Annotated in this window: 34 protein-coding genes and 1 pseudogene; 15 read left to right on the top strand and 20 right to left on the bottom strand. The window is 64.3% G+C overall.

Annotated features, from left to right (window positions below; translation table 11 throughout):
- Positions 1-76 precede the first annotated feature (76 nt).
- Positions 77-985 carry a hypothetical protein gene (locus tag LCM4576_RS05910; protein WP_071030952.1) on the bottom strand — a complete coding sequence of 303 codons (909 nt, stop codon included), beginning with the start codon at positions 983-985 and terminating at the stop codon, positions 77-79.
- On the opposite strand from LCM4576_RS05910, the gene LCM4576_RS37695 reads away from it, so the two are divergent.
- Positions 909-1,163, top strand: coding sequence for a DUF1524 domain-containing protein (locus LCM4576_RS37695; RefSeq protein WP_407067361.1), 255 nt, complete (start codon positions 909-911; stop codon positions 1,161-1,163). The genes LCM4576_RS05910 and LCM4576_RS37695 overlap by 77 nt on opposite strands.
- A 212-nt stretch (positions 1,164-1,375) precedes the next feature.
- On the top strand, positions 1,376-1,558 hold the full coding sequence (locus LCM4576_RS34495) for a hypothetical protein (protein ID WP_083354669.1): 183 nt from the start codon (positions 1,376-1,378) through the stop codon (positions 1,556-1,558).
- 21 nt (positions 1,559-1,579) lie between these two features.
- Here LCM4576_RS34495 and LCM4576_RS05905 read toward each other — a convergent pair whose 3' ends face one another.
- Positions 1,580-1,897 (bottom strand): hypothetical protein, encoded by a 318-nt coding sequence (locus LCM4576_RS05905; RefSeq protein WP_071030951.1) that lies wholly within the window; start codon positions 1,895-1,897, stop codon positions 1,580-1,582.
- Positions 1,898-2,599: 702 nt separating this feature from the next.
- On the opposite strand from LCM4576_RS05905, the gene LCM4576_RS05900 reads away from it, so the two are divergent.
- The gene (locus tag LCM4576_RS05900; RefSeq protein ID WP_071031023.1) at positions 2,600-2,899 is read left to right on the top strand and encodes a DUF982 domain-containing protein; all 300 of its coding nucleotides are present in this window, start codon (positions 2,600-2,602) and stop codon (positions 2,897-2,899) included.
- A gap of 4 nt (positions 2,900-2,903) precedes the next feature.
- Here LCM4576_RS05900 and LCM4576_RS05895 read toward each other — a convergent pair whose 3' ends face one another.
- Positions 2,904-3,623, bottom strand: a complete 720-nt coding sequence (locus LCM4576_RS05895) for a Crp/Fnr family transcriptional regulator (RefSeq protein WP_071030950.1) — start codon at positions 3,621-3,623, stop codon at positions 2,904-2,906.
- A 167-nt stretch (positions 3,624-3,790) separates the two neighbouring features.
- On the opposite strand from LCM4576_RS05895, the gene LCM4576_RS05890 reads away from it, so the two are divergent.
- A complete protein-coding gene (locus tag LCM4576_RS05890; protein WP_071031022.1) occupies positions 3,791-4,024 on the top strand; it encodes a DUF6894 family protein in 234 nt (77 codons plus the stop codon).
- Between the two features lie 39 nt (positions 4,025-4,063).
- Positions 4,064-4,957, top strand: coding sequence for an alpha/beta fold hydrolase (locus LCM4576_RS05885; RefSeq protein ID WP_071030949.1), 894 nt, complete (start codon positions 4,064-4,066; stop codon positions 4,955-4,957).
- Positions 4,958-5,002: 45 nt separating this feature from the next.
- Here the strand turns inward: LCM4576_RS05885 and LCM4576_RS05880 are convergent, their stop codons facing one another.
- Positions 5,003-5,227 carry a hypothetical protein gene (locus tag LCM4576_RS05880; RefSeq protein ID WP_040980724.1) on the bottom strand — a complete coding sequence of 75 codons (225 nt, stop codon included), beginning with the start codon at positions 5,225-5,227 and terminating at the stop codon, positions 5,003-5,005.
- A 442-nt stretch (positions 5,228-5,669) separates the two neighbouring features.
- On the opposite strand from LCM4576_RS05880, the pseudogene LCM4576_RS36480 reads away from it, so the two are divergent.
- The 6 genes and pseudogenes from LCM4576_RS36480 to LCM4576_RS05850 all read left to right on the top strand — a co-directional run.
- Positions 5,670-5,765 (top strand): annotated as a pseudogene (locus tag LCM4576_RS36480) (KGG domain-containing protein); the annotation flags it as partial.
- A gap of 85 nt (positions 5,766-5,850) precedes the next feature.
- A complete protein-coding gene (locus LCM4576_RS05870; protein WP_071031020.1) occupies positions 5,851-6,369 on the top strand; it encodes a ferritin-like domain-containing protein in 519 nt (172 codons plus the stop codon).
- A gap of 237 nt (positions 6,370-6,606) precedes the next feature.
- Entirely contained in the window at positions 6,607-7,104 is a 498-nt protein-coding gene (locus LCM4576_RS05865; RefSeq protein WP_071030948.1) for a hypothetical protein, read from the top strand.
- Positions 7,105-7,300: 196 nt separating this feature from the next.
- Positions 7,301-7,510, top strand: coding sequence for a hypothetical protein (locus tag LCM4576_RS05860; RefSeq protein WP_040980718.1), 210 nt, complete (start codon positions 7,301-7,303; stop codon positions 7,508-7,510).
- 26 nt (positions 7,511-7,536) lie between these two features.
- Positions 7,537-7,734 (top strand): hypothetical protein, encoded by a 198-nt coding sequence (locus tag LCM4576_RS05855; protein WP_040980716.1) that lies wholly within the window; start codon positions 7,537-7,539, stop codon positions 7,732-7,734.
- A gap of 42 nt (positions 7,735-7,776) precedes the next feature.
- Positions 7,777-8,094 carry a plasmid stabilization protein gene (locus LCM4576_RS05850; RefSeq protein WP_040980714.1) on the top strand — a complete coding sequence of 106 codons (318 nt, stop codon included), beginning with the start codon at positions 7,777-7,779 and terminating at the stop codon, positions 8,092-8,094.
- Positions 8,095-8,138: 44 nt separating this feature from the next.
- Here the strand turns inward: LCM4576_RS05850 and LCM4576_RS05845 are convergent, their stop codons facing one another.
- Positions 8,139-8,597 (bottom strand): Lrp/AsnC family transcriptional regulator, encoded by a 459-nt coding sequence (locus LCM4576_RS05845; RefSeq protein WP_040981044.1) that lies wholly within the window; start codon positions 8,595-8,597, stop codon positions 8,139-8,141.
- A 169-nt stretch (positions 8,598-8,766) separates the two neighbouring features.
- On the opposite strand from LCM4576_RS05845, the gene LCM4576_RS05840 reads away from it, so the two are divergent.
- Positions 8,767-9,510, top strand: a complete 744-nt coding sequence (locus LCM4576_RS05840) for an AzlC family ABC transporter permease (RefSeq protein WP_071031018.1) — start codon at positions 8,767-8,769, stop codon at positions 9,508-9,510.
- Positions 9,507-9,806, top strand: a complete 300-nt coding sequence (locus tag LCM4576_RS05835; RefSeq protein ID WP_071030947.1) for an AzlD family protein — start codon at positions 9,507-9,509, stop codon at positions 9,804-9,806. The genes LCM4576_RS05840 and LCM4576_RS05835 overlap by 4 nt, the downstream gene beginning before the upstream one ends.
- Positions 9,807-9,812: 6 nt before the next feature.
- Here the strand turns inward: LCM4576_RS05835 and LCM4576_RS05830 are convergent, their stop codons facing one another.
- The 6 genes from LCM4576_RS05830 to LCM4576_RS05805 form a co-directional block, all read right to left on the bottom strand.
- Positions 9,813-10,319, bottom strand: a complete 507-nt coding sequence (locus LCM4576_RS05830) for a hypothetical protein (RefSeq protein ID WP_071030946.1) — start codon at positions 10,317-10,319, stop codon at positions 9,813-9,815.
- Between the two features lie 258 nt (positions 10,320-10,577).
- Entirely contained in the window at positions 10,578-12,671 is a 2,094-nt protein-coding gene (locus tag LCM4576_RS05825; protein ID WP_071030945.1) for an EAL domain-containing protein, read from the bottom strand.
- Positions 12,672-12,768: 97 nt separating this feature from the next.
- Positions 12,769-13,929 carry a M20 aminoacylase family protein gene (locus LCM4576_RS05820; RefSeq protein WP_071031016.1) on the bottom strand — a complete coding sequence of 387 codons (1,161 nt, stop codon included), beginning with the start codon at positions 13,927-13,929 and terminating at the stop codon, positions 12,769-12,771.
- 45 nt (positions 13,930-13,974) lie between these two features.
- Positions 13,975-15,171 carry a diaminopropionate ammonia-lyase gene (locus tag LCM4576_RS05815; RefSeq protein ID WP_071030944.1) on the bottom strand — a complete coding sequence of 399 codons (1,197 nt, stop codon included), beginning with the start codon at positions 15,169-15,171 and terminating at the stop codon, positions 13,975-13,977.
- Between the two features lie 203 nt (positions 15,172-15,374).
- Entirely contained in the window at positions 15,375-16,610 is a 1,236-nt protein-coding gene (locus tag LCM4576_RS05810) for a Zn-dependent hydrolase (RefSeq protein WP_071030943.1), read from the bottom strand.
- Positions 16,607-17,809, bottom strand: coding sequence for a diaminopropionate ammonia-lyase (locus LCM4576_RS05805; protein ID WP_071030942.1), 1,203 nt, complete (start codon positions 17,807-17,809; stop codon positions 16,607-16,609). Before LCM4576_RS05805 ends, LCM4576_RS05810 begins: the two co-directional genes overlap by 4 nt.
- A 102-nt stretch (positions 17,810-17,911) precedes the next feature.
- Here LCM4576_RS05805 and LCM4576_RS05800 point away from each other — a divergent pair, with 102 nt between their 5' ends.
- Positions 17,912-18,388, top strand: a complete 477-nt coding sequence (locus LCM4576_RS05800; RefSeq protein WP_071030941.1) for an Lrp/AsnC family transcriptional regulator — start codon at positions 17,912-17,914, stop codon at positions 18,386-18,388.
- A 169-nt stretch (positions 18,389-18,557) separates the two neighbouring features.
- Here LCM4576_RS05800 and LCM4576_RS05795 read toward each other — a convergent pair whose 3' ends face one another.
- From LCM4576_RS05795 to LCM4576_RS05760, 8 genes are all read right to left on the bottom strand, one after another.
- Positions 18,558-19,523, bottom strand: coding sequence for a branched-chain amino acid ABC transporter permease (locus LCM4576_RS05795; protein WP_071030940.1), 966 nt, complete (start codon positions 19,521-19,523; stop codon positions 18,558-18,560).
- A gap of 1 nt (position 19,524) precedes the next feature.
- Complete coding sequence (locus LCM4576_RS05790; RefSeq protein ID WP_040980698.1) at positions 19,525-20,412, bottom strand: branched-chain amino acid ABC transporter permease; 888 nt, start codon at positions 20,410-20,412, stop codon at positions 19,525-19,527.
- 7 nt (positions 20,413-20,419) lie between these two features.
- Positions 20,420-21,124: an ABC transporter ATP-binding protein gene (locus tag LCM4576_RS05785; protein ID WP_071030939.1), complete on the bottom strand. Its 705-nt coding sequence runs from the start codon at positions 21,122-21,124 to the stop codon at positions 20,420-20,422.
- A complete protein-coding gene (locus LCM4576_RS05780) occupies positions 21,121-21,933 on the bottom strand; it encodes an ABC transporter ATP-binding protein (RefSeq protein WP_071030938.1) in 813 nt (270 codons plus the stop codon). Before LCM4576_RS05780 ends, LCM4576_RS05785 begins: the two co-directional genes overlap by 4 nt.
- Positions 21,930-23,138: an ABC transporter substrate-binding protein gene (locus tag LCM4576_RS05775; protein ID WP_071030937.1), complete on the bottom strand. Its 1,209-nt coding sequence runs from the start codon at positions 23,136-23,138 to the stop codon at positions 21,930-21,932. Before LCM4576_RS05775 ends, LCM4576_RS05780 begins: the two co-directional genes overlap by 4 nt.
- A 289-nt stretch (positions 23,139-23,427) precedes the next feature.
- A complete protein-coding gene (locus tag LCM4576_RS05770) occupies positions 23,428-23,844 on the bottom strand; it encodes a type II toxin-antitoxin system HigA family antitoxin (protein ID WP_071030936.1) in 417 nt (138 codons plus the stop codon).
- Entirely contained in the window at positions 23,844-24,140 is a 297-nt protein-coding gene (locus tag LCM4576_RS05765) for a type II toxin-antitoxin system HigB family toxin (RefSeq protein ID WP_041009523.1), read from the bottom strand. Before LCM4576_RS05765 ends, LCM4576_RS05770 begins: the two co-directional genes overlap by 1 nt.
- A gap of 80 nt (positions 24,141-24,220) precedes the next feature.
- Positions 24,221-24,928, bottom strand: a complete 708-nt coding sequence (locus tag LCM4576_RS05760; RefSeq protein WP_071030935.1) for an SDR family NAD(P)-dependent oxidoreductase — start codon at positions 24,926-24,928, stop codon at positions 24,221-24,223.
- Positions 24,929-25,240: 312 nt separating this feature from the next.
- Here LCM4576_RS05760 and LCM4576_RS05755 point away from each other — a divergent pair, with 312 nt between their 5' ends.
- Positions 25,241-25,567, top strand: a complete 327-nt coding sequence (locus LCM4576_RS05755) for a hypothetical protein (RefSeq protein WP_071030934.1) — start codon at positions 25,241-25,243, stop codon at positions 25,565-25,567.
- Positions 25,568-25,683: 116 nt separating this feature from the next.
- Here LCM4576_RS05755 and LCM4576_RS05750 read toward each other — a convergent pair whose 3' ends face one another.
- The gene (locus LCM4576_RS05750) at positions 25,684-26,286 is read right to left on the bottom strand and encodes a YdeI family protein (RefSeq protein WP_071030933.1); all 603 of its coding nucleotides are present in this window, start codon (positions 26,284-26,286) and stop codon (positions 25,684-25,686) included.
- Positions 26,287-26,413 lie beyond the last annotated feature (127 nt).

Genomic DNA, 26,413 nt, shown 5'->3' with positions numbered 1-26,413 from the left:
CATCCAGCGACAATAGACGCCCGCCGGCAAGGCCAGCGGGCGCACCTGACGAGGGATGCCGAAGGCAGCCGGGCTGTCAGCCGCGAACGAAGAGCGCTTCGTCTTCGTCGCGCTGCCTGCCGCCGAGAGCGCCGGCAACGCTGGCAATGAAAGCTCCAACGATCATCGACAGGGCGCCGACGAGCGCGAAGGTGGCACCTGCCTTTCTGGCGGTGTCGGCGGCCGCCTTCGCCTTGTTCTTGGCGTCTTCAATGCCGCCAAGCACAGTATCGACGCGCTTGGCGGCATCGGCCTGAGAAAGCCCGGTGCGGGAGGCTACCAGCTTCGCAAGATAGGCTTTGTCGTCGGCCGACACCTCGCCCTTGGCGGCGCTTGCCACCAGGATGCGTGTTGCCTGCGCCGTCATGCCGGCGTCATTCTGGCCGGCTGGGGCGACGTTACCTGTGTCGGCCGGGCGGAAGAGCTGGTCGATGAAATAACCCAAGGTGTTGTTGTCGGTTGCGGCGGCGCCATTCGCGGCTGCCGTCGAAGCACCCGCCGCCGCGCCCGCCGCAACGTTGGACCCCGCTTGCACGCCCGCCCCGATTGTTGCGGACAAGGCAGAGCCGAACACGCCGGCAACCAGCAGCGTCGCCAGCGCCCAGGCCAGAAAGCCATGCGCGGTGTCGCGGAAGTAGACTTCGTTGTCGTGAATGCCGACCCATTTCGTCCGTAGCCGGCCGGTCAAGTAGCCGCCCAGCCCGGCCGACAGCCATTGCACGACGATCAACCAGACGGCGGCCGAAACCGCAAAAGTGGTGGTCGAGGCGCTGGCGCCGGTCCAGGGCGAAACCATGGTTAGCCCCAACCCGGAGCCGATCAGCATCAAAACCACTGTCAGGGTCGCCGCGGCGAAGGCTCCCGCAACGATCGGACCCCAACTCACGGCAGAAGACGAAGACTCGGTCGCGCCGGAAAGTTCGACGTCAGTTACAGCGGAATTCATCACCCATCTCCTACCGCGCGAACAGCATAAGCAGGATGATGATCGGGATTGGAACCCCCAGCAGCCAAAGCAATATACCTCGTCCCATAGTAACCTCCTGTTGCTGTCGAGACGGAATACCAATTCGCAGAACTGGCTTTCGTTCCTAAGGTTTAGTGAGGGATCGACGGGACTTTGAGCCCGCTGATGCCGGCGATGCCGCCGCGGAATCTTTCGGAACAAGCGGCGACTCGACATGTTCGGCAGCCGGTGGCTCGCGCGGCCTGCAAGGCACAATTCGGTGCCGGCGCAATGGTCCCCGAAGATGCTGTCGAAAACGGTGGCGAATTTGCAATAAGAAACGACGGACATATAATTAGCTGACTAAGTGATTCATGGCACGGTGAGCCGATGGCCAAGAAGAAGAACAGGCAGACTCCCGCAGGCGTTTCGGCAGCATCTCGAGCTGAAATCCTCGAGGCGGCCTATTTTGCCCGCAAATGCGGGCTCACCCGCGACGAGGCATTACAGATGATCCGCGAAGCCCACGGCTCGACCGTCAAGCCGGTAGAAGGCGGAAAGCGCAAACACTGACCTTGGTCGACCGGTCAGTTCTCATTGGCCYGTCTGCGGCGGCACCTGGCCGGGCTTGATCACCGGCATCTCGCTGCCTGTCGGCGGCGGCGGCGTTGCGTTCTTGTCGCCGGTCGGCGGCGGTTTCAGCACGCCGCCGCAATTGCCGAGCTGTTTCGACAGTTCATCCGTATCGGCCTCTTGCTTCTGTTTCTGCTGCTGGTCGTTGGCGTCGGGCTTGGCCTGACAGTTCTGCGTCTGCTGATCCGTCGGTTGCTCGTCCCCCTGCTGGGCGGTCTGCGCAACCGCCGGCAGAGCCGGGATCAGAGCGAAAGCCGCGATGAGAAGCGCTTTCTTCATGGGATCCTCCTCATGGTCAGTGCTCGTGAGAGCGCCTCGGCCAGGCTAGAAACGCATGGGGCCGGCGCGATCTCATTCAGCGGGCAGTATTTGGCGTCTCGGTCGGAACTGCGAAATATCCTCCGCTTGCCTTTCAGGCGGGTCGAGCGGCGTGAAAGCCGGCCGGCGCCACCGCGCTGAAGCGAATTTCCAAGGGACAACGCATATCGCCAGAAAAGGTTGGCTCGGTTCGTCGCGCTTGGCCAAGACCCTTCGGCATGCATCAAAGTTAAATGCGGACCACCCGAGCGTGATGCTAGATTCCATCGTTGGGGGGACTCTTCAGGAGGAGTCCCATGGACGTTCGAACTCTCATCGGCACTCTCTCGGCCGCTTTGCTGCGCCGGCGTGCCGCAGCACCGCCGATTCCCGCCAGGGTAATCCGCGCCTCGCTGGCGGATATCCCGCTAAGGCCGCGGCCGCGTCCGCCACATCGGCCGGCGCCTCCCGCCAGGCCCGCGAGCAACATGTAGCCTCCGAACCGCTGGGCGAATGCAACCGACTGGCTAGGTCATCGTTTACGGCCATTCCCAATCTTGTGGTGCACCATGAAATCCTTGCCTGTGAATCCGCTCCTTGCCCTTGTAGCCGCCATGWTCACGGCCGCACCCTTTGTCGGCCTTGCCTGGCGAACGCGCGAATGGTTCGGATGGTGACGACCCGATGAGCCGTTTCCTGCCGCTCACCRTCCGCTTCGTCAGCGGCGGCACGATGGTCGTCACCACGGTCGCAGAGGCGAAGAAGGCGCTTGCCGGGGCCTGGAAGAACAAGGAAGCGCCGGATTATCTCAAGGCGGCGCGGCTGGTGGACGACRCAATCGCGGGCACCTGCCGGCCGGCCGTCGCCTTTGCCGCCTTCAAGAAAGCCGCCGCGCAGCAGGGGCTGCTGAAATCCGCGCAGCCAAGCGCGGCCCTGACCATGCTGGACGAGCTCTGGTCGCGCTCCAAGAAGCCGCCTGGCTAGAGACCTATCTCGGCTCGCGCGTCATGCTGAGATAGGTCGGATCGAACTCTGCGATCGTAACCAGCCGCTCCCAGTCGAGGATCGTGATCATATGGTTCGTCCAGTTGATGACGTTCATGCGTCGCAGCGTGCCGATCACCCGGTTCATATGGACGACGGACAGGCCGAGCACGTCGGCCAGTTGAGCCTGCGACAGYGGCAAGTAAAAACCCATGTCGCRCGTCTTCTTCACCACCTGTAGCCGGWTAAACAGCTCGCATATCAGGTGTGCGAGGTGGGAGAGCTTGGAGCGGCGTCCCATCGCCACGATCCACTCGCGATGAATGGYGCCGTCGACGAGCGTGTCGAGCCACAAAAGCCGGGTGAGATGCGGCGCCTGTTCGGTGATCGTCTTGAGCTTGCTGTGCTCGGYAGCAGCCACATGGCAAGGCGACAAGGCAGTGATGCCGTGATCCATCGTCTTCAGCAGGAAGGCATGGAGATCGACGAAATCCCCCGGGACCTGCAGCGAGGTGAACTGACGGCCGCCATCCTCCAAAACTTTGTAACGAGCGGCAAACCCGTCGATGATCAGCGTGCTATAGGTCGGCCTGGTTCCTTCAGAGACGATATCCTCGCCGGTGCCAACATATTTCTCGATCGACAAAGTCGATGTGAGCAAAGCCTTCTCTTCTTCCGACAAGGCGTCATGCTGGCCGAGATTGAGGTAAAGCGATTCCAGCAATTGCACGTTCTCCGTTGGAGACTGCTAACGCTGCAAGGTGGGGCTGGTTGCAGGCGGCCACCAGCCGACAGGTGGCACCGCGCGGATTCTTCTCTCCGGATCAGCGGCTTGGAACCACGACCGCGCTACCGAATTGACCTTCGAAATTTCCGGGGATGGACCTGTCCATGCAGCGCTTTTACTTCAACCTCTACAACACCGAGCACAGCCAGGAAGACACCGAGGGACAGCTCTTCGCCAGCCGCGAGCGCGCCGGCATGGAGGCGTTGCGCATCCTGCACGACGTCRCCCGCGACGAAATGCCGGGCGGCAGGCATCTGACCATCACCGTCAAGGTGCTGGATGAAAAGCGCGACCAGATTTTCGAAGCGTCGCTGATATTGGACTCCGCCTGGACGTGAGCGGTCGACGCTGTCGGCGCCAGCCGCCGGAGACAAGCCATGTTTGAGAATTTCGACAGTCGCGAGATTGATACCGGCGAAGCAAGGATCTTCGCCCGCCGCGCTGGCAGCGGGCCCGGTCTGCTCCTGCTGCACGGTTTTCCCGAGACCCATGCGATGTGGCGCGAGGTGGCTCCCGGCCTGGCACGGGATTTCACCGTCGTCTGCGCCGATCTGCGCGGCTATGGACAAAGCTCCTGYCCGCCATCGACCAGCGACCATGCGCCCTATGCCAAGCGCGCCATGGCCGCCGACATGGTCATGCTGATGGAGACATTCGGCTTTCGATGCTTCATGGTCGCGGGTCACGATCGCGGCGGGCGCGTTGCCTACCGGCTGGCGCTCGACCACCCGGACCGAGTCGAGAAGCTTGCAGTGCTGGACATCATCCCGACAGGCGATGCCTGGGACCGGGCGGACGACCGCCTGGCGCTAGGCTACTGGCCCTGGTCGTTGCTATCGCAACCCTGGCCGCTGCCGGAGACGATGCTTGCGGCCGCCGCCGATGCCGTCGTCGACAATGCGCTCTCCGGCTGGGGATCGTCGCCCGACGCGTTTCCGCCCGGAGTGCGGCAGCTCTATATCGATGCGCTGCGTGATGCCGCGCATATCCATGCTATTTGCGAAGAATATCGCGCGGCGGCTTCCCTCGACCGCGAGCATGACCGTGCCGACAGGGAGGCCGGCCGGCGCATCGCCTGCCCACTGCTGGCGCTATGGAGCGAGCATGGGGCGCTGGCCGAATGGTACGCGCAGGAAGGCGGCCCGGAAGCGATGTGGCGGAACTGGGCGGACGACGTCAGCGGCGGCGCCCTGCCCGGCGGTCACTTCTTTCCGGAGGAGTCGCCGATCGAAACGGCGGCCACGCTCGACGCCTTCTTTTCCGGAAGATAGACACAGTCCTTTCCGGATACCGCCCCCAGCGCGGACAGGCCCGGCTCACGCTAGCATCAGGTAGAGCAGCGGCAGGGCCGCCAGGCCGGCCGCCATTGCAATGAGCGTGGCGTGGCCGAGACGTTCAGCGCGCCTGGCGATATCGGCGACCTCATCCTCGTCATTGATGACGTCGAGGAAGGAAAGATCGGCAAGGGTGGCAGGTTGATTATCGTTGGCAGGCAGGCTTTCGGCGTCCTGCCGGGCGGGTTTTGCAGAGATATAGGTCAAAACGTCGTCTCGCTCCGAAGCCGGTTAAGCGGCCTTCTTGTTCATGGATATTGGTGCCCGCCGAAATGCGCGCGGGGGCGATCGGCGGGCACCAGGACAGCCGGCGATGGAGGGGGCTTTTCTCGACGGCCGCTCCCCAATTCGCAAAAAGCGGATTGGTTGCACATGCCGGCCCAATGCGTCGGTCAGGTCGGACTTCAGTCCGAGGCGGTCACGAAATGTTTCAGCCGGAACATAGCCAGTTCGCGCCTGTTCCTTTTACTCAAGGATGCCGAACGCGTCCTTGAATTCACCCTGAAGAAGAATCCCAACCGACGGAGAAGTCGACATGCCCAATCAAGGCGGAAGCCACGAACAGCACGTCAAGGCCGGCCAGCAGAGCCACAAGAACCGCGACGACCGGCATCGCGGCAGTGAGCAGCAGCAGGCCGAGGACCGCAACATGGATCAGCGCGGTGCGGGTCAGCACAGGGGCGGCAGCGGCAACTTCGCCGAAGACCGCCAGCGTGCCTCGGAAGCCGGCCGCAAGGGCGGCCAGCGCTGAGTTAAAAGGTGGCGTCGGTGCTTTTGCACCGCGCCACCTTCGTTTTGGAGTTGTGCCTTTTCAAATCATGGAGAAATCGATGGCGACGAAGCGTTCGTCCGAACCCGCGAACGGCCTGGAAAGCCTGTTCGTAGATGGCCTCAAGGACATTTACTATGCGGAAAAGAAAATCCTGAAGACGCTGCCGAAAATGGCCAAAGCCGCGTCAGCGGAAGAAGTAGGCGCGGCTTTCGAGAAGCATCGTGTCGAGACGGAGGGCCATGTCGATCGACTCGAAAAGGTTTTCGAAATCCTCGGCAAACCTGCGCGCGGCAAGACCTGCCCGGCGATCGATGGCATCATTGAAGAAGGTTCGGAGATCCTCGAGGAATACAAAGATGAGCCGGCTCTCGATGCCGGCCTTGTAGCGGCTGCCCAGGCGGTCGAACACTACGAGATCGCGCGCTACGGCACGCTGATCGCCTGGGCAGAGCAACTCGGCCTGAAGGACGCGCTGCCGTTGCTCCGCGACACGCTCAAGGAAGAGTCCGCAACGGACGAAGCGCTTACCAAGCTGGGCGAAAGTGRTGCGAACGAGCGAGCGTTGCAGGCCGCATAGAAGGCGCCAGAGGCCATGGCTTCGGTCCGCATACCATCGCCTGGCCTGATGAAGCGGCCCCGGTTCAACGCCGGGGCCGTAGGCTGGAATCCGAACCGTCGGGGGAGTTGGTCGTACCTGTAGAACGGAACTTCAAACCGTTACCCGCCGATGCCGCATGGAACCAGTTCGGCTCCTCCCGGTTGCTTAGATGCCGCGCCGCAGAATGGAGGCCGGCATTCTAATGGAGGGCAACTGATGTCCACGCATACGCTTCATCCTGAGCGAGTCGACGAGACCCGCTTGCAGGCCTATTCGGCTTTTGCGCCAATTCTTATCAATTCGCTCGCACAGAAACTCGCGCGCCAACAGGGAATGAAGGAGCTGGATAAACTCGAGGCATCGTTGGTCCGGCTGGTCGAGGAGACGGATATCGCCGCGCCGGATTCGGAAGBGATGAAGGAGTTCGCCGTCGAGCTTGTCGTGTCCACGCTGCGCAACGTGCGAGAGCACCCTGACGCCAAGAAGGATCTGGAAGAGATCGACGAGCGTCGTGCCGAAGGGCGCTCGGAAGACCCGGACACGCTGGAAGAGCAGTTGCAGTCCGGGCTCGAGGACAGTTTTCCGGCCAGCGATCCCCCGGCCGTCGTTTCGACAGCGATCACCGGCGGTGCCAAGGACATCGTCGGCACCGACGAGGTATTGCGCCGCAAGAAAGAAGCGTCCGCGCGCCGCCAGGAAAAGCAGGAAACCTGATCGCCGGAGTGATGCCGTGCCATTCGAGCAAGGCAACGGGCTGATTACGAAAATCAGGCAGCAGCTGAGGGGCTTACGGCGCGCGTAGCGCACTCTCGCCGGAGCCCCCCGATATGAAGACGGCTCGCCAAACTCGCGAACGAAAAGGAACCAGCCTCGCCGCGAAGGGTTGGTTCAGTATTGGAAGGACAAAACCATGCAGAAAAGCGAACTTCCCAACCGCCCAGGCCCAGCAGGAACTCCGTCAGGTAACCTGCCGACCAAGGGCGGCGACGATCCCGATGTGCGCTTCCTGGCGGAGAACACCGATCTATCGCCAAAGCAGGCGCGGGAGTTGATCCGGGAGCACGGGCATGACCGGGACAAGCTCCTGAGGATCGCCCGGACCATGAAGGCGGAGGGCTGACCGCCCGAGAAGCAAGCGAGGTTGAGATGAGCAATTCACCGAACACAGGACGCCCCGGAACCTCCGATCAATGGCCGCGCTGGGAAGGCCCGAAGGCCAACAAGCCGCGCGGCTACCTGCCACCCAAGGACGATCCCGACGAGGATCGGGACGCCGCCGGCGAGAACAACAAGGATCCGGAACGGTCTGACCTCAGCGACGTCGCCAAGAAAAAGGGTTCCTGAGGCCGGTCTGCGGCTTCACTCAGCGCAACAAGGAGCAAGACAATGCCACGCGGAGACAAATCCAAATACACTGACAAGCAGGAACGCAAGGCGGACCATATCGCCGAAGGCTATGAGAAGCGCGGCGTCTCCGAGAAGGAAGCAGAGCGCCGCGCCTGGGCGACGGTCAACAAGGACGACGCCGGCGGCAAGAAGGAGGGCGGCTCCGGYCGCGGCAAACACACCGGCCATCCGGCRGCRCACAAAGGCGGCAAGGCCGGCGGCAAGGCGTCGGGCGAGCGATCCGCGGCCGCGCGTTCGGCCTCGGCCAAGAAGGCGGCTGCGACGCGCAAGAGAAATGCCGAGCACCACGCGCATTAGTGAGGACCTCCCCTTCTCCCACAACAAGGGGAGAAGGGAAGACCCTACAGCGGCATTTCCGAAGTCTGCTTGATTGTCTGGCTGGGTACGTCCGTCTTGACGTTCTGCACACCCTTGATCCGGCTCAGATGCTCCGACTGGAAGCGGCGGTAGTCGTCGATGCCGGCCGCCACGATCCGCACCATGGCATCGCAATCGCCCAGCATCAGATAGCATTCCATCACTTCCGGAAATTTCGCCACCTCGGCGGCGAAATGCTCGATCGTGTCCTCGTCCTGCTGCTTCAGCCAGATGCGGGTAAAGAAGGTCTGGCCGCGGCCGATCTTGGCCGGGTTCAGCACCGCGACATAGCGGTCGATGACGCCCGCCTCCTCCAGCAGCTTCACGCGCCGCAGGCAAGGTGACGGCGACAGGCCGACTTCCTTCGCCAGATCGTTGTTCGCCATGCGCCCGTCGCGCTGCAGCGCGCGCAGGATACGTCTGTCGATCTCGTCCAGCTTCATGGCCCAGAATTCCAATCTTTTGCCTGAATGCGCTACCCAGTGCCAAATCGTGGCAGAAGCGACGCATCTTCGCAACCCGATTGCCGGGCGTTTCGGCTATTGTCCGGCGATCGACAACCCACAACCGACCGGGAGAATGGCGGCCGCAAGGCCAGCCAAAGGCAAAGTCATGAGCGTTTCCGAGATCGCCCTCGCCGGGGAGCAAACCAGCAACGGCCGCGGCGCCGAGTTCCGGCGCGGGCTTGCCGCCTCGACGCCGGTGCTGCTCGGCATCATCCCCTATGCGCTGGTTCTCGGCGCGCAGGCCGCGCAGAAAGGCCTTTCTGTGGCCGAGGTGCCGCTGATGACCGGCCTCAACTTCGCCGGCGGCTCCGAATTCGCCGCGATCCAGCTCTGGACCTCGCCGCCGCATGTATTGTTGATCACCGCCATCACGCTTCTGGTCAACAGCCGGCATTTCCTGATGGGCGCCGCACTTGCGCCCTTCATCAAGCGCCTGCCGAAGCGAAAGGTGTTTCCTGCGCTGTTCCTGATGTGCGACGAGAGCTGGGCGGTGGGCCTGGCCGACGCGCAACGCCGCGCCGCCTCCGGCCTGCGGCCGGCTTTCAGCCTGGCTTTTTACCTGGGCGCCGGCCTGCCTTTCTATCTCGCCTGGGTGGCGTTCACGACCTGCGGCGCGGCGCTCGGYCCGGTGCTCGGCGACGTCCAGACATATGGTTTCGCGATGGCCTTCCCGGCCGTCTTCCTGGTTCTGCTGCGCGGCATGTGGAAGGGCTTTGTCGCGGCGCGGCCCTGGCTGGTCAGCCTGGTCGTGGCGGCTCTCGTCTATCTCACCGTGCCCRGTGCCTGGTATGTGGCGGCCGGCGCGCTTTCCGGCCTGGTGGCCGCGTGGTTCCTGGCAGGTGAGAAATGATCGACCCGATGACCGTGCTCGCCATCTCGGCGATGGCCGGCGTGACATATCTCACCCGCATCGGCGGCTATCTGGTGCTGAGGAACCGCACGCTCAGTCCCCGCGCCACGGCGGTGATGGAGGCGGCGCCCGGCTGCGTGCTGATCTCGGTGATCGCGCCGGACTTCGTCTCGAAGAACCCGGCCGACCTCGCAGCACTGGCCATAACCGTGCTTGCCGCGACAAGGCTGTCGATGCTGCCGACGGTGGTGATCGGGGTTGGCTCGGCGGGAGCGTTGCGGTGGCTGATCGGTTAGCAGGCCTCAGCCGCCGTAAAGTCCGAGTTCGTCCGGCTGGACCGAAGCCGCGTCGCCTTCGGCCTGCCCGCCCGCATGCCGCTTCAGCGCGGCATCCAGCCTTTCGCTGTCGCTGCCTCGCGGATCGACTATGGCATTGACAAGCGTATCGAGAGAAACGCCAAGTTGATCCAGCCCAAGCTGTCTCTCGATTTCGGCAATCGCCTGTGGAGATTGCCCTTTCAACGCTTCGATGGCGTTCTTGATCGCCGCCCCATAGGAAGACACGGACTCGTAGTCGGTCTGATCGACGCCAAACTCCTTGCCAGCGCGCTCCATCAGCCGGACCTTCATGGCTGTGATGTTGAGGTTGTCGACGCTGAACATGGATGGCRATGCTGCGGGCTCGGCCGGCATCAGCGGTGAAGTCGTGAGCCTGGAGCCGATGCCGATACTTGCCGCCGCTCCGGGAGTCGAAGGCAGGCGTTGCCGCTGCAGGATCACAAGCCTGGTGCTGTTGAGCGGTGAAGACATTGCCGGTCTCGCAGGCGCCGGTCCATCATGATTCGGACGCCGGGCGGTCGACCCAAGACATCATGTCCCGAGCGGAACAGTTCGCAGGCAGTAACCCAGTTGTCCTAAGAATTCGACAGAGCAACCGTTCATCATTTAACGAAATGGCGAACCGGTCTATCGCTTTGTTTGGCAAAAGGAGCCTATGCAAGATCGCCGTCCCGGCAAGGCAGCACCGCCCCCGCCCAGGCGCCTTCCCAACATGGGAACATGGCGATATCAGCCTGCCCGCATCTCCCGCGCGCCGCCCCTCGCCCTCGCCACGATCGCCTCCAGCGGCTCGGGCCGGTGCAGGAAATAGCCCTGGCCAAAGGCGACGCCCATGGCCATAAGGATCTCCAGCGCGTTTTTCTCCTCGACCTTTTCGGCCACCACAGCGGCGCCCATCGATCGGGCGATGCCGGTGATCGCCGAGACGATCTCGCGATCGAACGGGCTGTCGGCGATGTGCTCGACGAACGAACCGTCGATCTTGATCGCATCTATGGGAAAGCGCCTGAGATATTCGAAGGAGCTCATGCCGGCGCCGAAGTCGTCGAGACTGACGCGGCAATGGCGTTCGCGCGCCCGGCGCACGAACTCCGCCGCCGCGTCGAAATTGGTGACGGCGGCCGTCTCGGTGATCTCGAAGCCGACGGCCGACGGTGACGCGCCGCTCTCGGCGATGGCCTCGTCGACGAAATCCCAAAGTTGCGGATCGGAAAGCGTCTGCGCCGACAAATTGAAGTCGAGCGCGATGGCCCCCGCTCGCATCGCATCGCCATGGCGCGTCAGCGCGGTGCGGATGATCCAACGGTCGAGCCGGGCAGCAAGGCCGAAGCGTTCGGCGACCGGCATGAAATCGCCGGGCGGAATCATGTTGCCGGTGCGAGCCTCGAGCCTGGCCAGCACTTCGACATGGCGGCTGTCTTCCCATGGCTGGCCGAGCCGGTGGATTTCCTGACCGAACAGCTTCAGCCGGCCGTCCTCCATCRCATCGACAAGGTCAGCCGCCAGCCGTGCGGCGTTGAGGCCGCCAGCGCCCGACGTAGTCTCCGGCGAGAACACCGCGAAGCGGTTGCGACCGCCGGCCTTGGCGGCGTAGCAGRCATCGTCGGCGCAAGCAAGCGCATCGGCCACGCTCATGTTGCGGTCGCGCACGAAGGCGATGCCGATGCTGGCGGCAAGCCTGCGCGAAGTGACGGCCGGGCCGAGATCGGCGTCGCGCACGGCGGCAAGCACGGCGCGGGCAAGACGCTCGGCGCAGGCGTCATTGCAGTTCGGCACCAAAAGCGCGAATTCGTCCCCGCCAAGCCGCGCCRCATGCGCCGAAGCGGGCAGGCTGGCGAGGATGCCCGCCGCGACGCTCTTCAGCGCCACGTCGCCGGCGGCATGGCCGGCATAGTCGTTGAGCGCCTTGAAGTAGTCGAGGTCGACATAGAATACGGCGAGTGGCAGCCGCTCGGCCATGGCGATGTTCTCGGCAAGCAGCCGGTCGAAGGCCGCGCGGTTGAGCAGCCCGGTCAACGCGTCGTGGCGCGCGGCGAAGGCAAGCTCCTCGGCACGCCTCTTCTCCTCGGTGATGTCGCGCACCGTGCCCAAAATCTGGCCGGCTGAGCCCGCAGCGATGAAGCGCACAAGCGACTCGACGTGACGGATTTCACCGTCGCGGCGGACGATGCGATATTGCACGGCCGCGACGCCCTCAGAGCCGACCGGCACATCGTGGGCACGCTCGGCGACTTCCTTGTCCTGCGGATGCAGGAAAGTGTGCCAGAAGTCGGCGGYCACCTCGTCGTGGTCAGTGACGACGCCGAATATCTCGCGCGTGCGGGCGTCCCAATAGCTTTTCTGGGTGCCGATATCGAAGTGCCAGATGCCCGTGCCGCTGGCGGCGAGCGCGAGACGGAAGCGGACGTTGATCTGCTCCAGCGCCGCTTCGGCCTCCTTCTKCCGGGTGATGTCGGTCTGCACGCCCATCAGCCTGAGCGGCTTGCCGTCAGCGTCGCGCTCGACGATGCCGCCGCGGTCGAGCACCCAGACCCAGTGGCCGTCCTTGTGGCGCAGGCGCAGCTCCGTCTCGATGGAATCGACGAGGCCCGCAATATGCCGGTCGCCGCTTTCCTGCGCGCGCTGGCGATCGTCGGGATGGGTCAGCTTCAGCCAGAGATCGGACGTGTTGGCAAGCTCGCCCGCTTCATAGCCCAGCATCTTCGACCAGGTCGGCGAATAATAGCAATCRCCGGTCGACAGATTCCAGTCCCACAGGCCGAGTTGAGCCCGGTCAAGCGCCAGCGCCCAGAACTTGCCGTTGCGTTTATTGTCGTCCGCCATTCTTTGTTCTTGCCGCCCTGTCCCGGCAATACTGCATGAAAGCAGAGAAGAAAGAGTTACCGGGTGGGKGGCAGCTAATCTCCCCCTTGCGGGATTGCTAACTGCCCAGCGCCAACCGCCGCCTCACCACCGCCGCATGGAACCGCGCACCGTGCAGCAGGCCTTCGTCGTTGAAATCATAGGCAGGATTGTGCAGCGGCGCGGTGTCGCCATTGCCCATGAAGACGAAGCAACCAGGGACACGGTCGAGGAAGCGGGCGAAATCCTCCGACGCGGTCATAGGCTCCGCCGCAACGTGAACAACATTGTTCGCCAGCACCATGCGCGCGGCAGCGAATGCCTCGTCGACAAGCGCCGCGTCGTTGATCAACGGCACGAACTCGCGCGTGTAAGTGATTTCAGCAGCAACGTTATAGGCCTGGGCGGTGCCCTCGGCGATGCGGCGCATCTCCTTTTCGATCGCGGCGCTCACCTCGGACCGGAAACTGCGGCAATCGCCCAGGATGCGCGCCAGCCCCGGYAGCGCATTGCGGGTGCCGTCGGTGATGAGCTCGGTCACCGAGACGACACCGACATCGGCTGGACTCAGGCGCCGCGAGACGATGGTCTGCAGGTTGACCACCAGCGCGCAGGCGGCGACCAGCGTCTCCTGGCCGGCATGCGGCCGCGCCGCGTGGCCGCCGAGGCCTTTGAGCACGATCTCGAAATTGTCCTCGGCCGACATGACCGGGCCGCTGCGGGTCTCGAAATGGCCGATGGGAAGGCCTGGCATGTTGTGCAGCCCGAAGATCTCCTCGAAGGGAAAGCGCTCGAGCAGGCCGTCGTCCAGCATGGCCAGCGCGCCCCTGCCCCATTCCTCGGCCGGCTGGAAGATGAAGCGCACCGTACCGTCGAAGCCGCCTTCGTTGGCGAGCAGCTTGGCCGCGCCGAGCAGCATCGAGGTGTGGCCATCATGGCCACAGGCATGCATGGTGCCGGGCGTCTGCGAGCGCCAGGCTTGCTTGCCCTGCTCGGCGATGCGCAGCGCATCCATGTCGGCGCGCAGCGCGATGGCCCGGTTGCCGCTGCCGCGGGTCAGCGTRCCGACGACGCCGGTGCCGCCGACGCCTTCGGYCACCTCCAGTCCGAACGCGCGGAGTTTTTCCGCCACAAAGGCGGCGGTGCGTCTTTCCTCGAAGCCGAACTCGGGATGGGCGTGGAGATCGCGCCGCCACGCCGTCATCTCGCTGTGCAGTGCCTGTTGGTCGAGTTCAGCCATCGGCCGCTCCAAGCCTCTTGTTAACAGGGAGAACCGGAATTGCTGTCAGGCACTCTGCAGGAACACCTCTTCCGGCGCCATCCCGACCAGCTCGGCAAAGCGGCCATGGTCAGTCGCGCCCTCGGAGTTGATGACGAGCACGCGCGAGTGCGTATCGAGGCCGAGTGCGGCACGTATACGTCGGTCGCCGGCGGCGCGGACCAGCCCGGCCAGGCCTGCCCCGCCGCTCTCTCCGGAGACGATCGCCGGATCGCCGCCCAGGGGCCGCGCCAGCCGCTTCATCACCGCGACCGCGTCCTCTTCGTCCACCGTCATGAAGGCATCGCCGACGCGCGCCAGCACGCGCCAGGCGACGAGAGAGGGCTCGGCGCATTCAAGCATCGTCATCACGGTCGGCTCCTGCTTTGCGACCGTCGCCGGACGTCCGGCCTCAGCCGATGCGTAGATGCAAGCCGAGCGTCGCGGCTCGACCACCACGGCCTTCGGCCGCCTGGAGCCAAGCATGACGGCCATATGGCCGGCGATCGCCGCCGCGAAGCCACCGACGCCGGCCTGCAGGAAGACATGCGTTGGTGGCTCGGCCATGCGCCGCAGCGTCTCGCGCACGATCACGGTATAGCCCTGCATGACGAGCCCAGGGACGCGCTCATAGCCGAGCCAGGACGTGTTGGAGATGATCTTCCAACCGCGCTCGGCGCCGACGCGCGCGACTTCGCGCACCGCATGGTCATAGCCGCCCTCGACCTCGACGATCTCCGCGCCGAAGCGGGCGATGGCCGCGACGCGCTCGGCACTGACACCGGCATGGACGAAGATCACCGAACGCGCGCCGACGAGGCTGGCGCCCTGCGCCACGGAGCGGCCATGGTTGCCGTCGGTGGCGCAGACGAAGATCATGCCGGACGCGATCTGGCGCACTCTGGCGTCGTTTATCTCGCTGATATCGACATCGCGCCCGAGCCACTTGCCGGCCTCCTCCAGCACCAGCCGCATGACGGCATAGGCGCCGCCCAGCGCCTTGAAGCTGCCAAGGCCCAGACGCTGGCCTTCATCCTTGACATGAAGCGACGCGATGCCGAGCTCGTCGGCCAACGCCGGTAAGGCGTGCATCGGTGTCTCGGCATGGTCGTGGCGCGCCTTGAGGTAATGCTCGGCCCGCTCGCCGCCAGCCATGCCGAGTGCCTCCGCATCGGCGGCAACCAACGGCTGGTTGTGTTCGGGACGTTGGTTGAGAAGCAGCATGCTAGTCTTCCTGCGAGGCACTGAACTCTTTTGGCGGGCGCGACTCCGGCGCGATTCTGCGCGCGCTTTAATTGGCTAAGTGATTGAAGTTTGTTTCGATTGGATGTCGCCGAATGTTCGGTTCGGAAGCACCCGACACAGCCAACATGACTATTTTTGGTGGTATTTCGCTGCCGCTGCACCCATCTGCGTTCCTCCCGCGATCAGTCGGCCGCCAGCCGGGCGGCGACGCCGAGCAGGATGTTGGCGCCGGCAACCAGCCCGTCGGGAGCGGTGAATTCGGCGGGGCTGTGGCTGATGCCGCCCCGGCTCGGCACGAAGATCATCGCCGACGGCGCGATGCGCGCGATCATCTGCGCGTCRTGGCCGGCGCCCGAGGTCATGCGCAGGCACGAAAGGCCGGCGGCCCTGGCGCCATCCTCGATCARCGAGACGATGCGGGCATCGAACGTCACCGGCTCGAAACGCGCCAGGCTTTCGGCGTGGACGGTGACGCCGGCGCTTGCGGCCAACTTGTCGAGGAAGGCGACGAGCGCCGCTTCCATCTCACGAAGGTGCATCTCGTCGGGGTCGCGAAGGTCGATGGTGAAGGTCGCTCGGGACGGGATGACGTTGATGGCGTTGGGCTCGAAGGCCATGGTGCCAACAGTGGCGACGGTGCGCGTCGATGACGCGCTGGCCCGGTCGGCGAGGAAGCCGATCACCTGCGCCGCGGCGACGCCGGCATCCCGGCGCATCGACATCGGCGTAGTGCCGGCATGGTTGGCCTCCCCGTCGATCGTGATGCGCTGCCAGGAAATGCCCTGCAGGTTTTCGACCGCGCCGACGGCGATGCCTTCGCGCTCAAGCACCGGCCCCTGCTCGACATGCAATTCGACATAGGCGTGCGGCTTGAGGAAGCCGGGCTCGTGCTCGCCGGCATAGCCGATGCGTTCCAGTTCCTTGCCCAGCACCGTGCCGTCGGTGCCGATGGAGGCCAGCGCTTCCTCGAGGTCGCGGCCGCCGGCAAAGACCAGCGAACCCATCATGTCGGGCGAAAAGCGCACCCCCTCCTCATTGGTGAAGGCGGCGACGACGAGCGGACGGGCCGGCGCGAAGCCGGCCTCCTTCAGGCTCTCGATCGCTTCGAGGCCGGCAAGCACGCCATAGCAGCCGTCATAGATGCCGGCGTCGATCACCGTGTCGATATGCGAGCCGAGCATGACCGGCGACTGGCTTTCGGTGGCGCCTGTCTTCCAGATGCCGAAGATGTTGCCGATGCGGTCGATGGCGACCTCAAGCCCAGCCTCTTCCAGCCAGCCGACGAGGCGGTCGCGGCCGAGCTTGTCCATGTCGGATGCGGCGACGCGGACCAGCCTGCCCTGCGCGTCGCGGCCGATTCCGCCGAGTTCCTGGATGCGGCCCAGAAGCCGGTCGGCGTTGATGGTCAGATTGCTCATGCCGGCTGCCTCGCGTTTGCGACCTCGTCCGGCGCCATGCCGACCAGTTCGGCATATCGGCCAGGATCCGTCGCGCCTTCGGAGTTTATGATGAGCACGCGCGAACTGGCGTCGAGGCCGAGCGCAGCGCGCATCTTGTTATCGCCGGCAGCGCGGATCAGTCCGGCGAGCCCTGCCCCGCCGCTCTCGCCGGAGACGATCGCCGGATCATCGCCCGCAGGCCGCGCCAGGCGGTTCATCACCGACACCGCGTCTTCCTCCTCCACCGTCATGAAGGCATCGCCGATCCGTGACAGCACGCGCCAGGCGACCAGCGACGGCTCGTAGCATTCGAGCATCGCCATCACCGTCGGCTTGCTGTGCGCGATCGTCACCGGACGTCCGGCCTTGGCCGTCTCATAGACGCATGCCGCCCGCGCGGGCTCGACCACGGTCACAGTCGGCCTCGCGTCGCCRCGCGCAATGGCGAGATGGCCGGCCACCGCCGCGGCGAAGCCACCGACGCCGGCCTGCAGGAAGACATGGGTGGGCGGCTCAGGCAAGCGTTCCAGCGCTTCGCGCACGATCACGGTGTAGCCCTGCATCACCAGTCCCGGGATGCGTTCGTAGCCCGGCCAGGATGTATCGGAGACGACGGTCCAGCCGCGCTCGGCGGCGACGCGGGCGGCTTCCCTGACCGACTGGTCGTAATCGCCGGCGACGCGCACCATCTCGGCGCCGAAGCGGGCGATGGCCGCCACGCGTTCGTTGCTGACGCCCGAATGGACGAAGATGACCGAGCGCGCRCCGACAAGGCCGGCGCCCTGCGCCACCGAGCGTCCATGGTTGCCGTCGGTCGCGCAGGCGAAGGTCATTTGCGCGGCGATCGCCTTCACCTCAGGCTTGCGCAGGTCCTCGACCGCGACGGCGTGGCCGAGCCGCCTGCCAGCCTCCTCCAGCACCAGATGCATCACGGCATAGGCGCCGCCCAGGGCCTTGAAGCTGCCGAGGCCGAGGCGCTTGCCCTCGTCCTTGATGTGGAGCGCACCGATGCCGAGTTCGGCCGCCAGCGAGGGCAAGGCATGAAGCGGCGTCTCGGCATGGTTGTCGCGCGCGGCAAGGAAGCGCCCGGCCTCCTGGGCGCCGGCAAGCCCAAGCGTCGCGGCGTCTTCCTCGGTCAGCGGCTGGCGATGGTCGGGGCGGCGGTTGAGCAGGAACATGGGTTTCTCCGTCTTGATGGCTGAAATTTATTGCAAGCCARGCGAAAAAGGCGCTCTCTTTTGGCGCTTGAAATGCAAGTTTGTTTCGTTTGGAACACTGCCATGTCTATTTCGCCCGACCTCGACGCCTTCGACCGTGCCATCCTCGCCATCCTGCAGAAGGACAACGCCACGCCGCAACGTACCATCGGCGAGGCAGTGAACCTCTCGGCGCCAGCCGTACAGCGACGCATCAAGCGCATGGAGGAGACGGGCGTCATCCGCGCCAATGTCGCGTTGGTCGACCCGGCCAAGGTCGGCCACCCGATCACCATATTCGTCGAGGTCGAGGTGGAGAGCGAGCGCGCCGAGTTGATCGATGCCGCCAAGCGCGGCTTCGCGGCGGTCCCGGAAGTGCAGCAATGCTACTACGTCACCGGCGAGGCCGACTTCATCCTCGTCGTCACGGTGGCCACCATGGCCGACTACGAGGCACTGACCAGGCGGCTGTTCTTCGCGAACAACAATGTGAAGCGGTTCCGCACTTTTGTTGCGATGGACCGCGTGAAGGTTGGGATGGAAGTGCCGGTGGGGCGCTAATCTCCCCCCTTGAGGGGGAGATGTCGCCGAAGGCGACAGAGGGGGTCGTCTCACATAGAGCGCAACGCCGTCTAACATCGAGCAAAGGGCGTTGGCACTCCACGCGCGAGGCCCCCCTCTGGCCGCTTCGCGGCCATCTCCCCCTCAAGGGGGGAGAAGCGCGCCGCACTCAACCTCCGCGCCCCAACCACCGCACATAGATCTCGCCGACGATCCCGCGCCGGAAGATCAACACGCAGACCATGAAGATCAGGCCGGTGGCGATGGTCACCGGGAAGCCGGACGTCGCCAGCGTGTTCTCCAGCCCCACGACGAGGCCCGCTCCCACCACCGGGCCGACCATGGTGCCGATGCCGCCAAGCAGCGTCATCAGGATCACCTCGCCCGACATCTGCCAGGTAACGTCGGTGAGCGTGGCGAACTGGAAGACGATCGCCTTCGTAGCCCCTGCAAGACCGGYGAGCGCGGCCGACATGACGAAGGCGGCGAGCTTGTAGCGGCCGACGGAATAGCCGAGCGAAATGGCGCGGTTCTCGTTCTCCCTTATCGAGCGCAGGATCATGCCGAAGGGCGAGTTGACGATGCGCCAGATGGCGAAGATGCCGAGCAGGAAGATCGCCAGCACGAAGAAATACATGGTCATCGGCACGTTGAGGTCGAGCATGCCGAAGAGATGGCCCCGCGGCACGCCCTGGATGYCGTCCTCGCCTTCGGTGAAGGACGCCTGCACGCAGAAGAAATAGAACATCTGCGCCAGCGCCAGCGTGATCATGGCGAAATAGATGCCCTGGCGGCGGATGGCGAGGAAGCCCATCACGAGGCCCATCAAGGCGGCGCCCGCGGTGCCGAGCAGGATGYCGGCTTCCGGCGGCCAGCCCCAGGCTTTCACCGCATAGGCGCAGAAATAGGCGGCACCGCCGAAGAAGGCGGCGTGGCCGAAGGAGAGCAGGCCCGTGTAGCCGAGCAGCAGGTTGAAGGCGCAGGCGAAGAGCGCGAAGCACAGCATCTTCATGACGAAGATCGGATAGATGACGAAGGGCGCGGCGATCAGCGCCACGATGCCCAGTGCCACCAGCGCCCGTTCCAGCCTGACGGAGGCGGCGGCGCGCTGTGCGTGAAGGGTCGCCCCGCTCATCTCAGGCGTCCCTTCCAAACAGGCCGGCGGGCCTGAGCAAAAGCACGATCGCCATGATGACGAAGACGACGAGGTTCGAGGCCTCGGGATAGAACACCTTGGTCAGGCCCTCGGCGAGGCCAAGCATGTAGCCGGTGACGATGGCGCCGAGGATCGAGCCCATGCCGCCGACCACCACGACGGCGAAGACGACGATGATCAGGTCCGAGCCCATCAGCGGGCTGACCTGATAGACGGGCGCGGCGAGAATGCCGGCAAGGCCCGCAAGGGCCGCGCCCAGCCCGTAGGTGAGCGTGAGCAGCAGCGGCACGTTGACGCCGAAGGCCTGAACCAGTTCCGGGTTCTCGGTGGCGGCGCGCAGATATGAGCCGAGCCTGGTTTTCTCGATCAAAAGCCAGGTGCCGATGCAGACGATGAGCGAGGCGACCACCACCCAGCCGCGATAATTGGGCAGGAACATGAAGCCGAGATTGGTGCCGCCGGCGAGCAGCGTCGGCACGGCGTAGGGATTGCCCGAGACGCCGTAATAGTAGCGGAACACGCCTTCGATGACCAAGGCGAGGCCAAAGGTGAAGAGCAGGCCGTAAAGCGGGTCGAGACGGTAGAGGTGCGACAGCGCCACGCGCTCCACCGCCATGCCGAACAGACCGACGATCAGCGGCACCAGGACCAGCGCCGGCCAGTAGCCGATGCCGAGATGCACCAGCAGCAGGTAGCCGATGAAAGCGCCCAGCATATAGAGCGCGCCATGGGCGAAGTTGATGATGCGCAACAGGCCGAAGATGACGGCGAGGCCGAGGCTGAGCATGGCATAGAAGGAGCCGTTGATCAGGCCAACAAGGAGCTGGCCGAGAAGCGCCTGGATGGGGATGCCGAAGACCGTCAACATGGCGCGATCATACCCCCAGCACCTCGTGYAGCTTGTCGGTGTGCGCGGAAAGCTGGCCGACCGGGAAGCCTTCGACCACCTTGCCATGGTCCATCAGATAGAAGCGGTCGGCAATGCGGGCGGCGAAGCGGAAGTTCTGCTCGACCAAGAGGATGGTCATGCCGCGCTTCTTCAGCGTCGCCAGCAACTCGCCGATGCGTTGCACGATGACCGGCGCCAGGCCTTCGGTCGGCTCGTCGAGCAGAAGCATCTCAACRCCTGTCCTCAGAATGCGGGCGATGGCCAGCATCTGCTGCTCGCCGCCGGAAAGCTTCGTTCCYTGACTGTTGCGGCGCTCCTTGAGATTGGGGAACAGCTCGAAGATCTCTTCCACGCTCATGCCGCCCTTCGCCACGACCGGCGGCAGGATGAGGTTCTCGTCGACGGTAAGGGTGGCGAAGATCCCGCGCTCCTCCGGCACGAAGCCGATGCCCTGGTGGGCGACGCGGTGCAGCGGCAGGCCGATCAGTTCCTTGCCGTTGAAGGTGACGCTTCCCGTCCGCTTGCGGATTAGCCCCATGATGGCGCGCAGCGTCGTCGTCTTGCCGACGCCGTTGCGGCCGAGCAGCGTCACGGTCTCGCCGCGCATGACGTCGAGGTTAACGCCATGCAGCGCATGGCCCTCGCCATACCAGGCGTGGAGGTCGCGCACGGCAAGCAGCGGCTCACTCATGCCCCGCCCTCTTCATGCTCCGTCCCCATATAAGCCACGCGCACGCGCTCGTCCCGGCTCACGGTGGCGTAGTCGCCGGCGGCAAGCACCTGGCCGCGCTGCATGACGGTGATCCAGTCGCAAAGATCGGCAACGACGGTGAGGTTGTGCTCGACCATCAGCACGGCGCGATCCTTCGCCAGCGAGCGGATGATGCCGGAGATCATGCCGACATCCTCATGCCCCATGCCGGCCATCGGCTCGTCGAGCAGAAGCACTTTCGGATCGAGAGCCAGCGTGGTGGCTATCTCCAGCACGCGCTTCCTGCCATAGGAGAGATCGCCGGCCAGGCGATGCGCCGCTTCGTCCAGCCCGACGATGGCGAGCAGCTCGCGCGCCCTTGGCGTGAGCTGGTCGAGTGCGGAGAGAGAGCGCCAGAACTGGTAGCCCAGCCTGCTTGGGCGCTGCAGCGCGACGCGCACATTGTCGAGCACCGAAAGGTGCGGAAAAATCGCGGAGATCTGGAAGGAGCGCACGAGGCCCATGCGCRCCACTCTTGCCGGCGGCGTGCGGGTGATGTCGGTGCCGAGCAATTCGATCCTGCCGCTGGTCGGCTGCAGGAACTTGGTCAGCAGGTTGAAGATGGTCGTCTTGCCGGCGCCGTTCGGGCCGATGAGCGCATGGATCCTGGCATGATGAACGTCAAGGTCGACATCCTTGACCGCGACGAAGCCGGCGAAGTCGCGCCGCAAACCGCGGGCGGAAAGCACCACCCGCGGCGTCTGTTCCTTGCCGTCCGACCGGACGGCGGCGGCGGTTTCGAGCGTCACTTGGTGACGAGCGGGCAGCCGCTGTCCTCGGCCTTCATGAAAGCCTTGTCGCCCGGAATGGTCGCCAGATAGGTGTAGTAGTCCCAGTCCTTCTTCGACTCTTCCGGCTTCTTGACCTGGTAGAGATACATGTCGTGCACCATCGAGCCGTCGGCCTGCACCTTGCCGTTGGCGGTGAAGACGTCGTTGACCGGCATTTCATGCAGTTCCTTGGCCACCGCCTCTGTCTCATCGGTGCCGGCCTTGTCGATGGCCTTGAGATACTGCGTCACCGCCGAATAGGTGCCGGCCTGGATCATGTTCGGCATGCGGTTGGTGCGCTTGAAGAAGCGTTGAGCGAATTCGCGRCTCTTGTCGTCGCGATCCCAGTAGAAGCCCTCGGTCAGCACAACGCCCTGCGCCGCCTGCAGGCCCAGGCCATGCACTTCGGCGAGGGTGAAGAGAAGTGCTGCAAGCCGCTGGCCGCCGGCGACGATGCCGAACTCGGCCGCCTGCTTGATCGAGTTCGACGTGTCGAGGCCGGCATTGGCGAGCCCGACGATCTTGGCGCCGGAAGACTGCGCCTGCAAAAGGAAGGAGGAATAGTCGGTTGAGCCCAGCGGATAGCGCACCTCCCCCAGCACCTTGCCGCCGCTCGCCTCGACGAGCTTGGCGGTCTGGTCCTTCAGCGAATAGCCGAAAGCATAGTCGACGGTGATGAAATACCAGCTGTCGCCGCCCTGTTTGACCAGCTCGCCGCCGGTGCCGACGGCCTGCGAATRGGTGTCATAGGCCCAGTGGAAGCCGTAGGGCGAGCACTGCTTGCCGGTCAGGTCGGTGGCGGCGGCACCCGTCACGATGTCGATCTTCTTCTTTTCCTTGGAAAGCCCCTGGACGGCCAAGGCCACGGAGGATGTCGTGAGCTCCATGATCGCGTCGACCTGCTCGGTGTCGTACCACTGGCGCGCGATGTTGGAGGCGATGTCGGGCTTGTTCTGGTGGTCGGCGCTGACGATCTCGATCGGCGCGCCCTGCACCTTGCCGCCGAAATCCTCCASCGCCATCTTGGCAGCCTCGACCGACCACTTGCCGCCGAAATCGGCATAGACGCCCGACTGGTCGTTCRGGATGCCGATCTTGACCTTGCCGTCGGAAATCTGGCCGGCCGCCGCCGGCATTGCAGATGCCGCAAGGAGCGCGGCCGAGACGAGACAGGATGCTTTCACTGGTGGTTCCTCCCTGGTGGCCAACCACAGGAAACGCGGCGGCCTCGCGATGGTTCAATGGTTCTTTCGGATTTTGGATTGGAGCCTCGATCCCGCTCTGCGCTCCTCCTCTTGCAGGTCCTCCTGTTTGCGGACTGGGCCGCAGTGTGCCTTGGGTGCACGGGCGCGAGCCTAGCATCACATTTCGCGGGCCTGGAATGCTATTTTCGTAGCATGGCGGATGAATGGGATGACCAGTTGCCGGAAACGACCAAGAGGCGGTCGCACGGGGATGAGATACCCCGGGCAATCAAGCACGAGCGGCGGCTTTTTTATCCTTTTTGTTGCCCTGGTCGGCCAAGTGATAAGGGGCGATCAGAACCTCTGCGGGGATATGCCATTCACGATTGAGCTTGAAAGCCATATCCATCGTCAGCGCTCGCTTGCGGGCTAGAATCTCAGATGCGCGCGACGCTGACCCGAGCAGCTTTACCAGCGCGTGCCTGCCGAGATTGGCCATCTCCATATGAGCAGTGATCGCGTCCACCGGGTCGGTCTCCGCGATAGGGTAGTTCTTTGCCTCGTATGCTTCGATGAGTTCAGCAAGAACATCGAAACGATCGGCGTCAGGCGTGCCGGGAACCKGCTCCTTGTCAAAATAGCGAGTGATCTCCGCAATCGCCCAATCGTAATCGGCTTCGTTCCTGATGGGTCGGATGTTGTCCATCACACCTTCTCCGCGTCTATCTTGTCGTACTCCGCGTGGGTGCCGACGAACTTAATGAGCACCCTCTTGAACGTATAGCTGACATGCACAATCAGCCGGTACTTGTTGCCCGCAATGTCGAACACCACTCGATTATCAGCTACGAAATCGACGTTTGTGCCGAACTGTTCCTTGATGTCAGCCGGTCCCTTCCACTCGGCCTTGCTCGATGCATTGAACCAGGCCGTCAGCGGCATTTTTGATTGCGGGTGCGTTGTCCAGAAGGTGACGAGCGCTTTCCTGCTGACGATTTGCATGCACCCATATAGCCATTTCCCAAAGCGGGAACAAGAAGGATTTACCCAATTTGGGAAATATCCGCCTCATCGATGCCTGCTCACCACGGCAGCTTTTTGCCGTCGCGGAAGAAGCCGCCGGTCGGGYCGTCGTCGGGCAAGGTCGCGGCCCAGACGATGCCGGCGGCGCCTTGCGCGACGGGACGGCCGCCGGGACCGCCCATGTCGGTCGCGACCCAGCCGGGGCAGATCGAATTGGCCAGCACGCCCGCGCCGCGCAGCTCGGCCGCCAGGATGCGGGTCAGYGCGTTGAGCGTCGCCTTGCTGGCCGAATAGGCCGGCGCGCCGGCGCCCATCGAAGCGAGCGAGCCGCCTTCCGACGAGACGTTGACCAGCCGGCCGCGACCGGAGGCGCGAAGCAGCGGCGCGAAAGCCACCGCCACACGCCAGGCGCCGAAGACATTGGTCTCGAAGGCCTCGCGGATCACCGTCCAGTCGGGCTTGAGCGCCCGCGCCGAAGGGTCATAGTGGATCGCGGCATTGTTGACCAAAACGTCGAGCCGGCCGAACCGGCGTTCGACCTCGGCCGCGGCGCGGGCTGCCGCCTCGGGCGCGGCGACATCCAGCTCGATGGCTTCGACCTTGCCGCCAAGCGTCTTCGCCGCTGCCTCGCCCTTGGCAAGATCACGCACGCCGATGAGGACGCTGAAGCCGAGTTCCGCAAGCTGGCGCGCCGTTTCCAGGCCGATGCCCCGGTTGCCGCCGGTGACGAGCGTCACCTTGCCGGAGTGATCTATGTTGGTGGTCATTGCTCCTGCTCCCGTTCGGTATGTCAGCAGCAAGATGGCATCGATCGGATCGAATGATTAGGGCGCGCAATTCGCACGCATCGTGCGATCGGGCTCATGAAAAGCCTGCCTCCAAACCAGCCGGATGCACGGTCGCCTTCGTCGCAGGCGGCCATCTCTTTCCGCAAGGGAAAGCGTCAGACACAATCTGGAAACAAGATTCAACAGTCGGGAAAAACTCGCGAAAAAAGCGGCTGTCATAAGCGGTACCGGAGCAGCCGAATTTGCGGCGCGCRACAAAGACATCGATCTTAAACCCAAGGATTGCCGATTATGAAAAAGACCCTTCTTTCCGCACTCGGCCTTGCCGTCGCGCTCGCTTTCGCGGTGCCGGCCGCCAATGCCCAGACCGCCACGACGACGACCACGGCTCCGGCGACGACCACGGCTCCGGCTGCGACCACCGAAGCCGCGAAGCCGGCAGCTACCGATGCCGCCAAGCCGGCCAGCAATGGCCCGCACAAGAAGCATCACCGCAAGCATCATCGTCATCATGCTCGCAAGCATCACCACGTGAGGAAGCATTCGAAGCATCACGCCAAGAAGCATCACGTGCGCAAGCACCATGCGAAGAAGCATGTTGCGAAGAAGGCTGCGTAAGGCCCGACGCGTTTCGAACTTCATGACCGGATGATCCGCGACCGCTTGCAAAGGGTTCAGGATCATCGCTTTCCGAAAACGCCGCCCTCCCTTTCGGGCGGCGTTTTTGTTTGCGTTTACGGCTTCTTCTTCTGCGGGTGGATCGCTTCGCCGCGCGCCAGCATGGCGACGAGATCGGCGATCTTCTTCCTGCGTCCCGCTTCGGTCTTCATGTTGTGGGTGCGGAAGGCGAGCGCGAAGCGGTTCTGCGCCGAGAGCCTCTCCAGCATCGCTTTCGCCTTCGGCTCGGCATCGATTGCTGCCTGCAGGTCGGGCGGGATGGTCATCTCCCTCGATCCGCCATAGGCGCGATCCCAGCGACCGTCGGCCTTGGCCGCCTCGACCTCGCGCAGGCCATGCTCGGTCATGCGGCCCGCCTCGATCAGGCGCGCGACATTGTCGATGTTGATCTTGCTCCAGATGCTCTTTTTGCCGCGCGGCGTGTGGCGCTGCAGGAAACTCTTGTCGTCAAGCGACTTGCGAACCGCATCGATCCAGCCGAAGCAGAGCGCGACGTCGATCGCCTCCTTCGGCGTGATCGATGCCAGCCCCGAACCGACCTTGTGAACCTTGATCCAGACCTCGCTTTCGCCGGCATGGTTGTCGGCCAGCCACGCATAGAAGCTGTCGGCATCGCGGAACTCGCGCACCTTGTCTGGATCGACCTTGATCGGGGCCATCGCCACCTCTGCCGCATTGCTGACCGGGAGACAGTCTCGCCGATTCCGCGGCCCATGTAGCCTCCTCTGTTGCCAGTTTCTGTCAGCAGAAGCAGGCACTAAGGCCGATGGAGGGGAATCCGGCGGT

Source organism: Mesorhizobium sp. LCM 4576 (assembly GCF_001854815.1).
GTDB classification, from domain to species: Bacteria; Pseudomonadota; Alphaproteobacteria; order Rhizobiales; family Rhizobiaceae; genus Mesorhizobium; species Mesorhizobium plurifarium.
This window is presented reverse-complemented; position numbering and strand designations above follow the sequence as displayed.

Excerpts from the sequence above, each read along its gene's own strand:
- LCM4576_RS05910 (WP_071030952.1), bottom strand. The coding sequence starts at position 985 with ATGAATTCCGCTGTAACTGACGTCGAACTTTCCGGCGCGACCGAGTCT.
- LCM4576_RS34495 (WP_083354669.1), top strand. The coding sequence starts at position 1,376 with ATGGCCAAGAAGAAGAACAGGCAGACTCCCGCAGGCGTTTCGGCAGCA.
- LCM4576_RS05860 (WP_040980718.1), top strand. The coding sequence starts at position 7,301 with ATGCAGAAAAGCGAACTTCCCAACCGCCCAGGCCCAGCAGGAACTCCG.
- LCM4576_RS05855 (WP_040980716.1), top strand. The coding sequence starts at position 7,537 with ATGAGCAATTCACCGAACACAGGACGCCCCGGAACCTCCGATCAATGG.
- LCM4576_RS05845 (WP_040981044.1), bottom strand. The coding sequence starts at position 8,597 with ATGAAGCTGGACGAGATCGACAGACGTATCCTGCGCGCGCTGCAGCGC.
- LCM4576_RS05835 (WP_071030947.1), top strand. The coding sequence starts at position 9,507 with ATGATCGACCCGATGACCGTGCTCGCCATCTCGGCGATGGCCGGCGTG.
- LCM4576_RS05815 (WP_071030944.1), bottom strand. The coding sequence starts at position 15,171 with ATGCTGCTTCTCAACCAACGTCCCGAACACAACCAGCCGTTGGTTGCC.
- LCM4576_RS05800 (WP_071030941.1), top strand. The coding sequence starts at position 17,912 with ATGTCTATTTCGCCCGACCTCGACGCCTTCGACCGTGCCATCCTCGCC.
- LCM4576_RS05790 (WP_040980698.1), bottom strand. The coding sequence starts at position 20,412 with ATGTTGACGGTCTTCGGCATCCCCATCCAGGCGCTTCTCGGCCAGCTC.
- LCM4576_RS05765 (WP_041009523.1), bottom strand. The coding sequence starts at position 24,140 with ATGCAAATCGTCAGCAGGAAAGCGCTCGTCACCTTCTGGACAACGCAC.
- LCM4576_RS05755 (WP_071030934.1), top strand. The coding sequence starts at position 25,241 with ATGAAAAAGACCCTTCTTTCCGCACTCGGCCTTGCCGTCGCGCTCGCT.
- LCM4576_RS05750 (WP_071030933.1), bottom strand. The coding sequence starts at position 26,286 with ATGGCCCCGATCAAGGTCGATCCAGACAAGGTGCGCGAGTTCCGCGAT.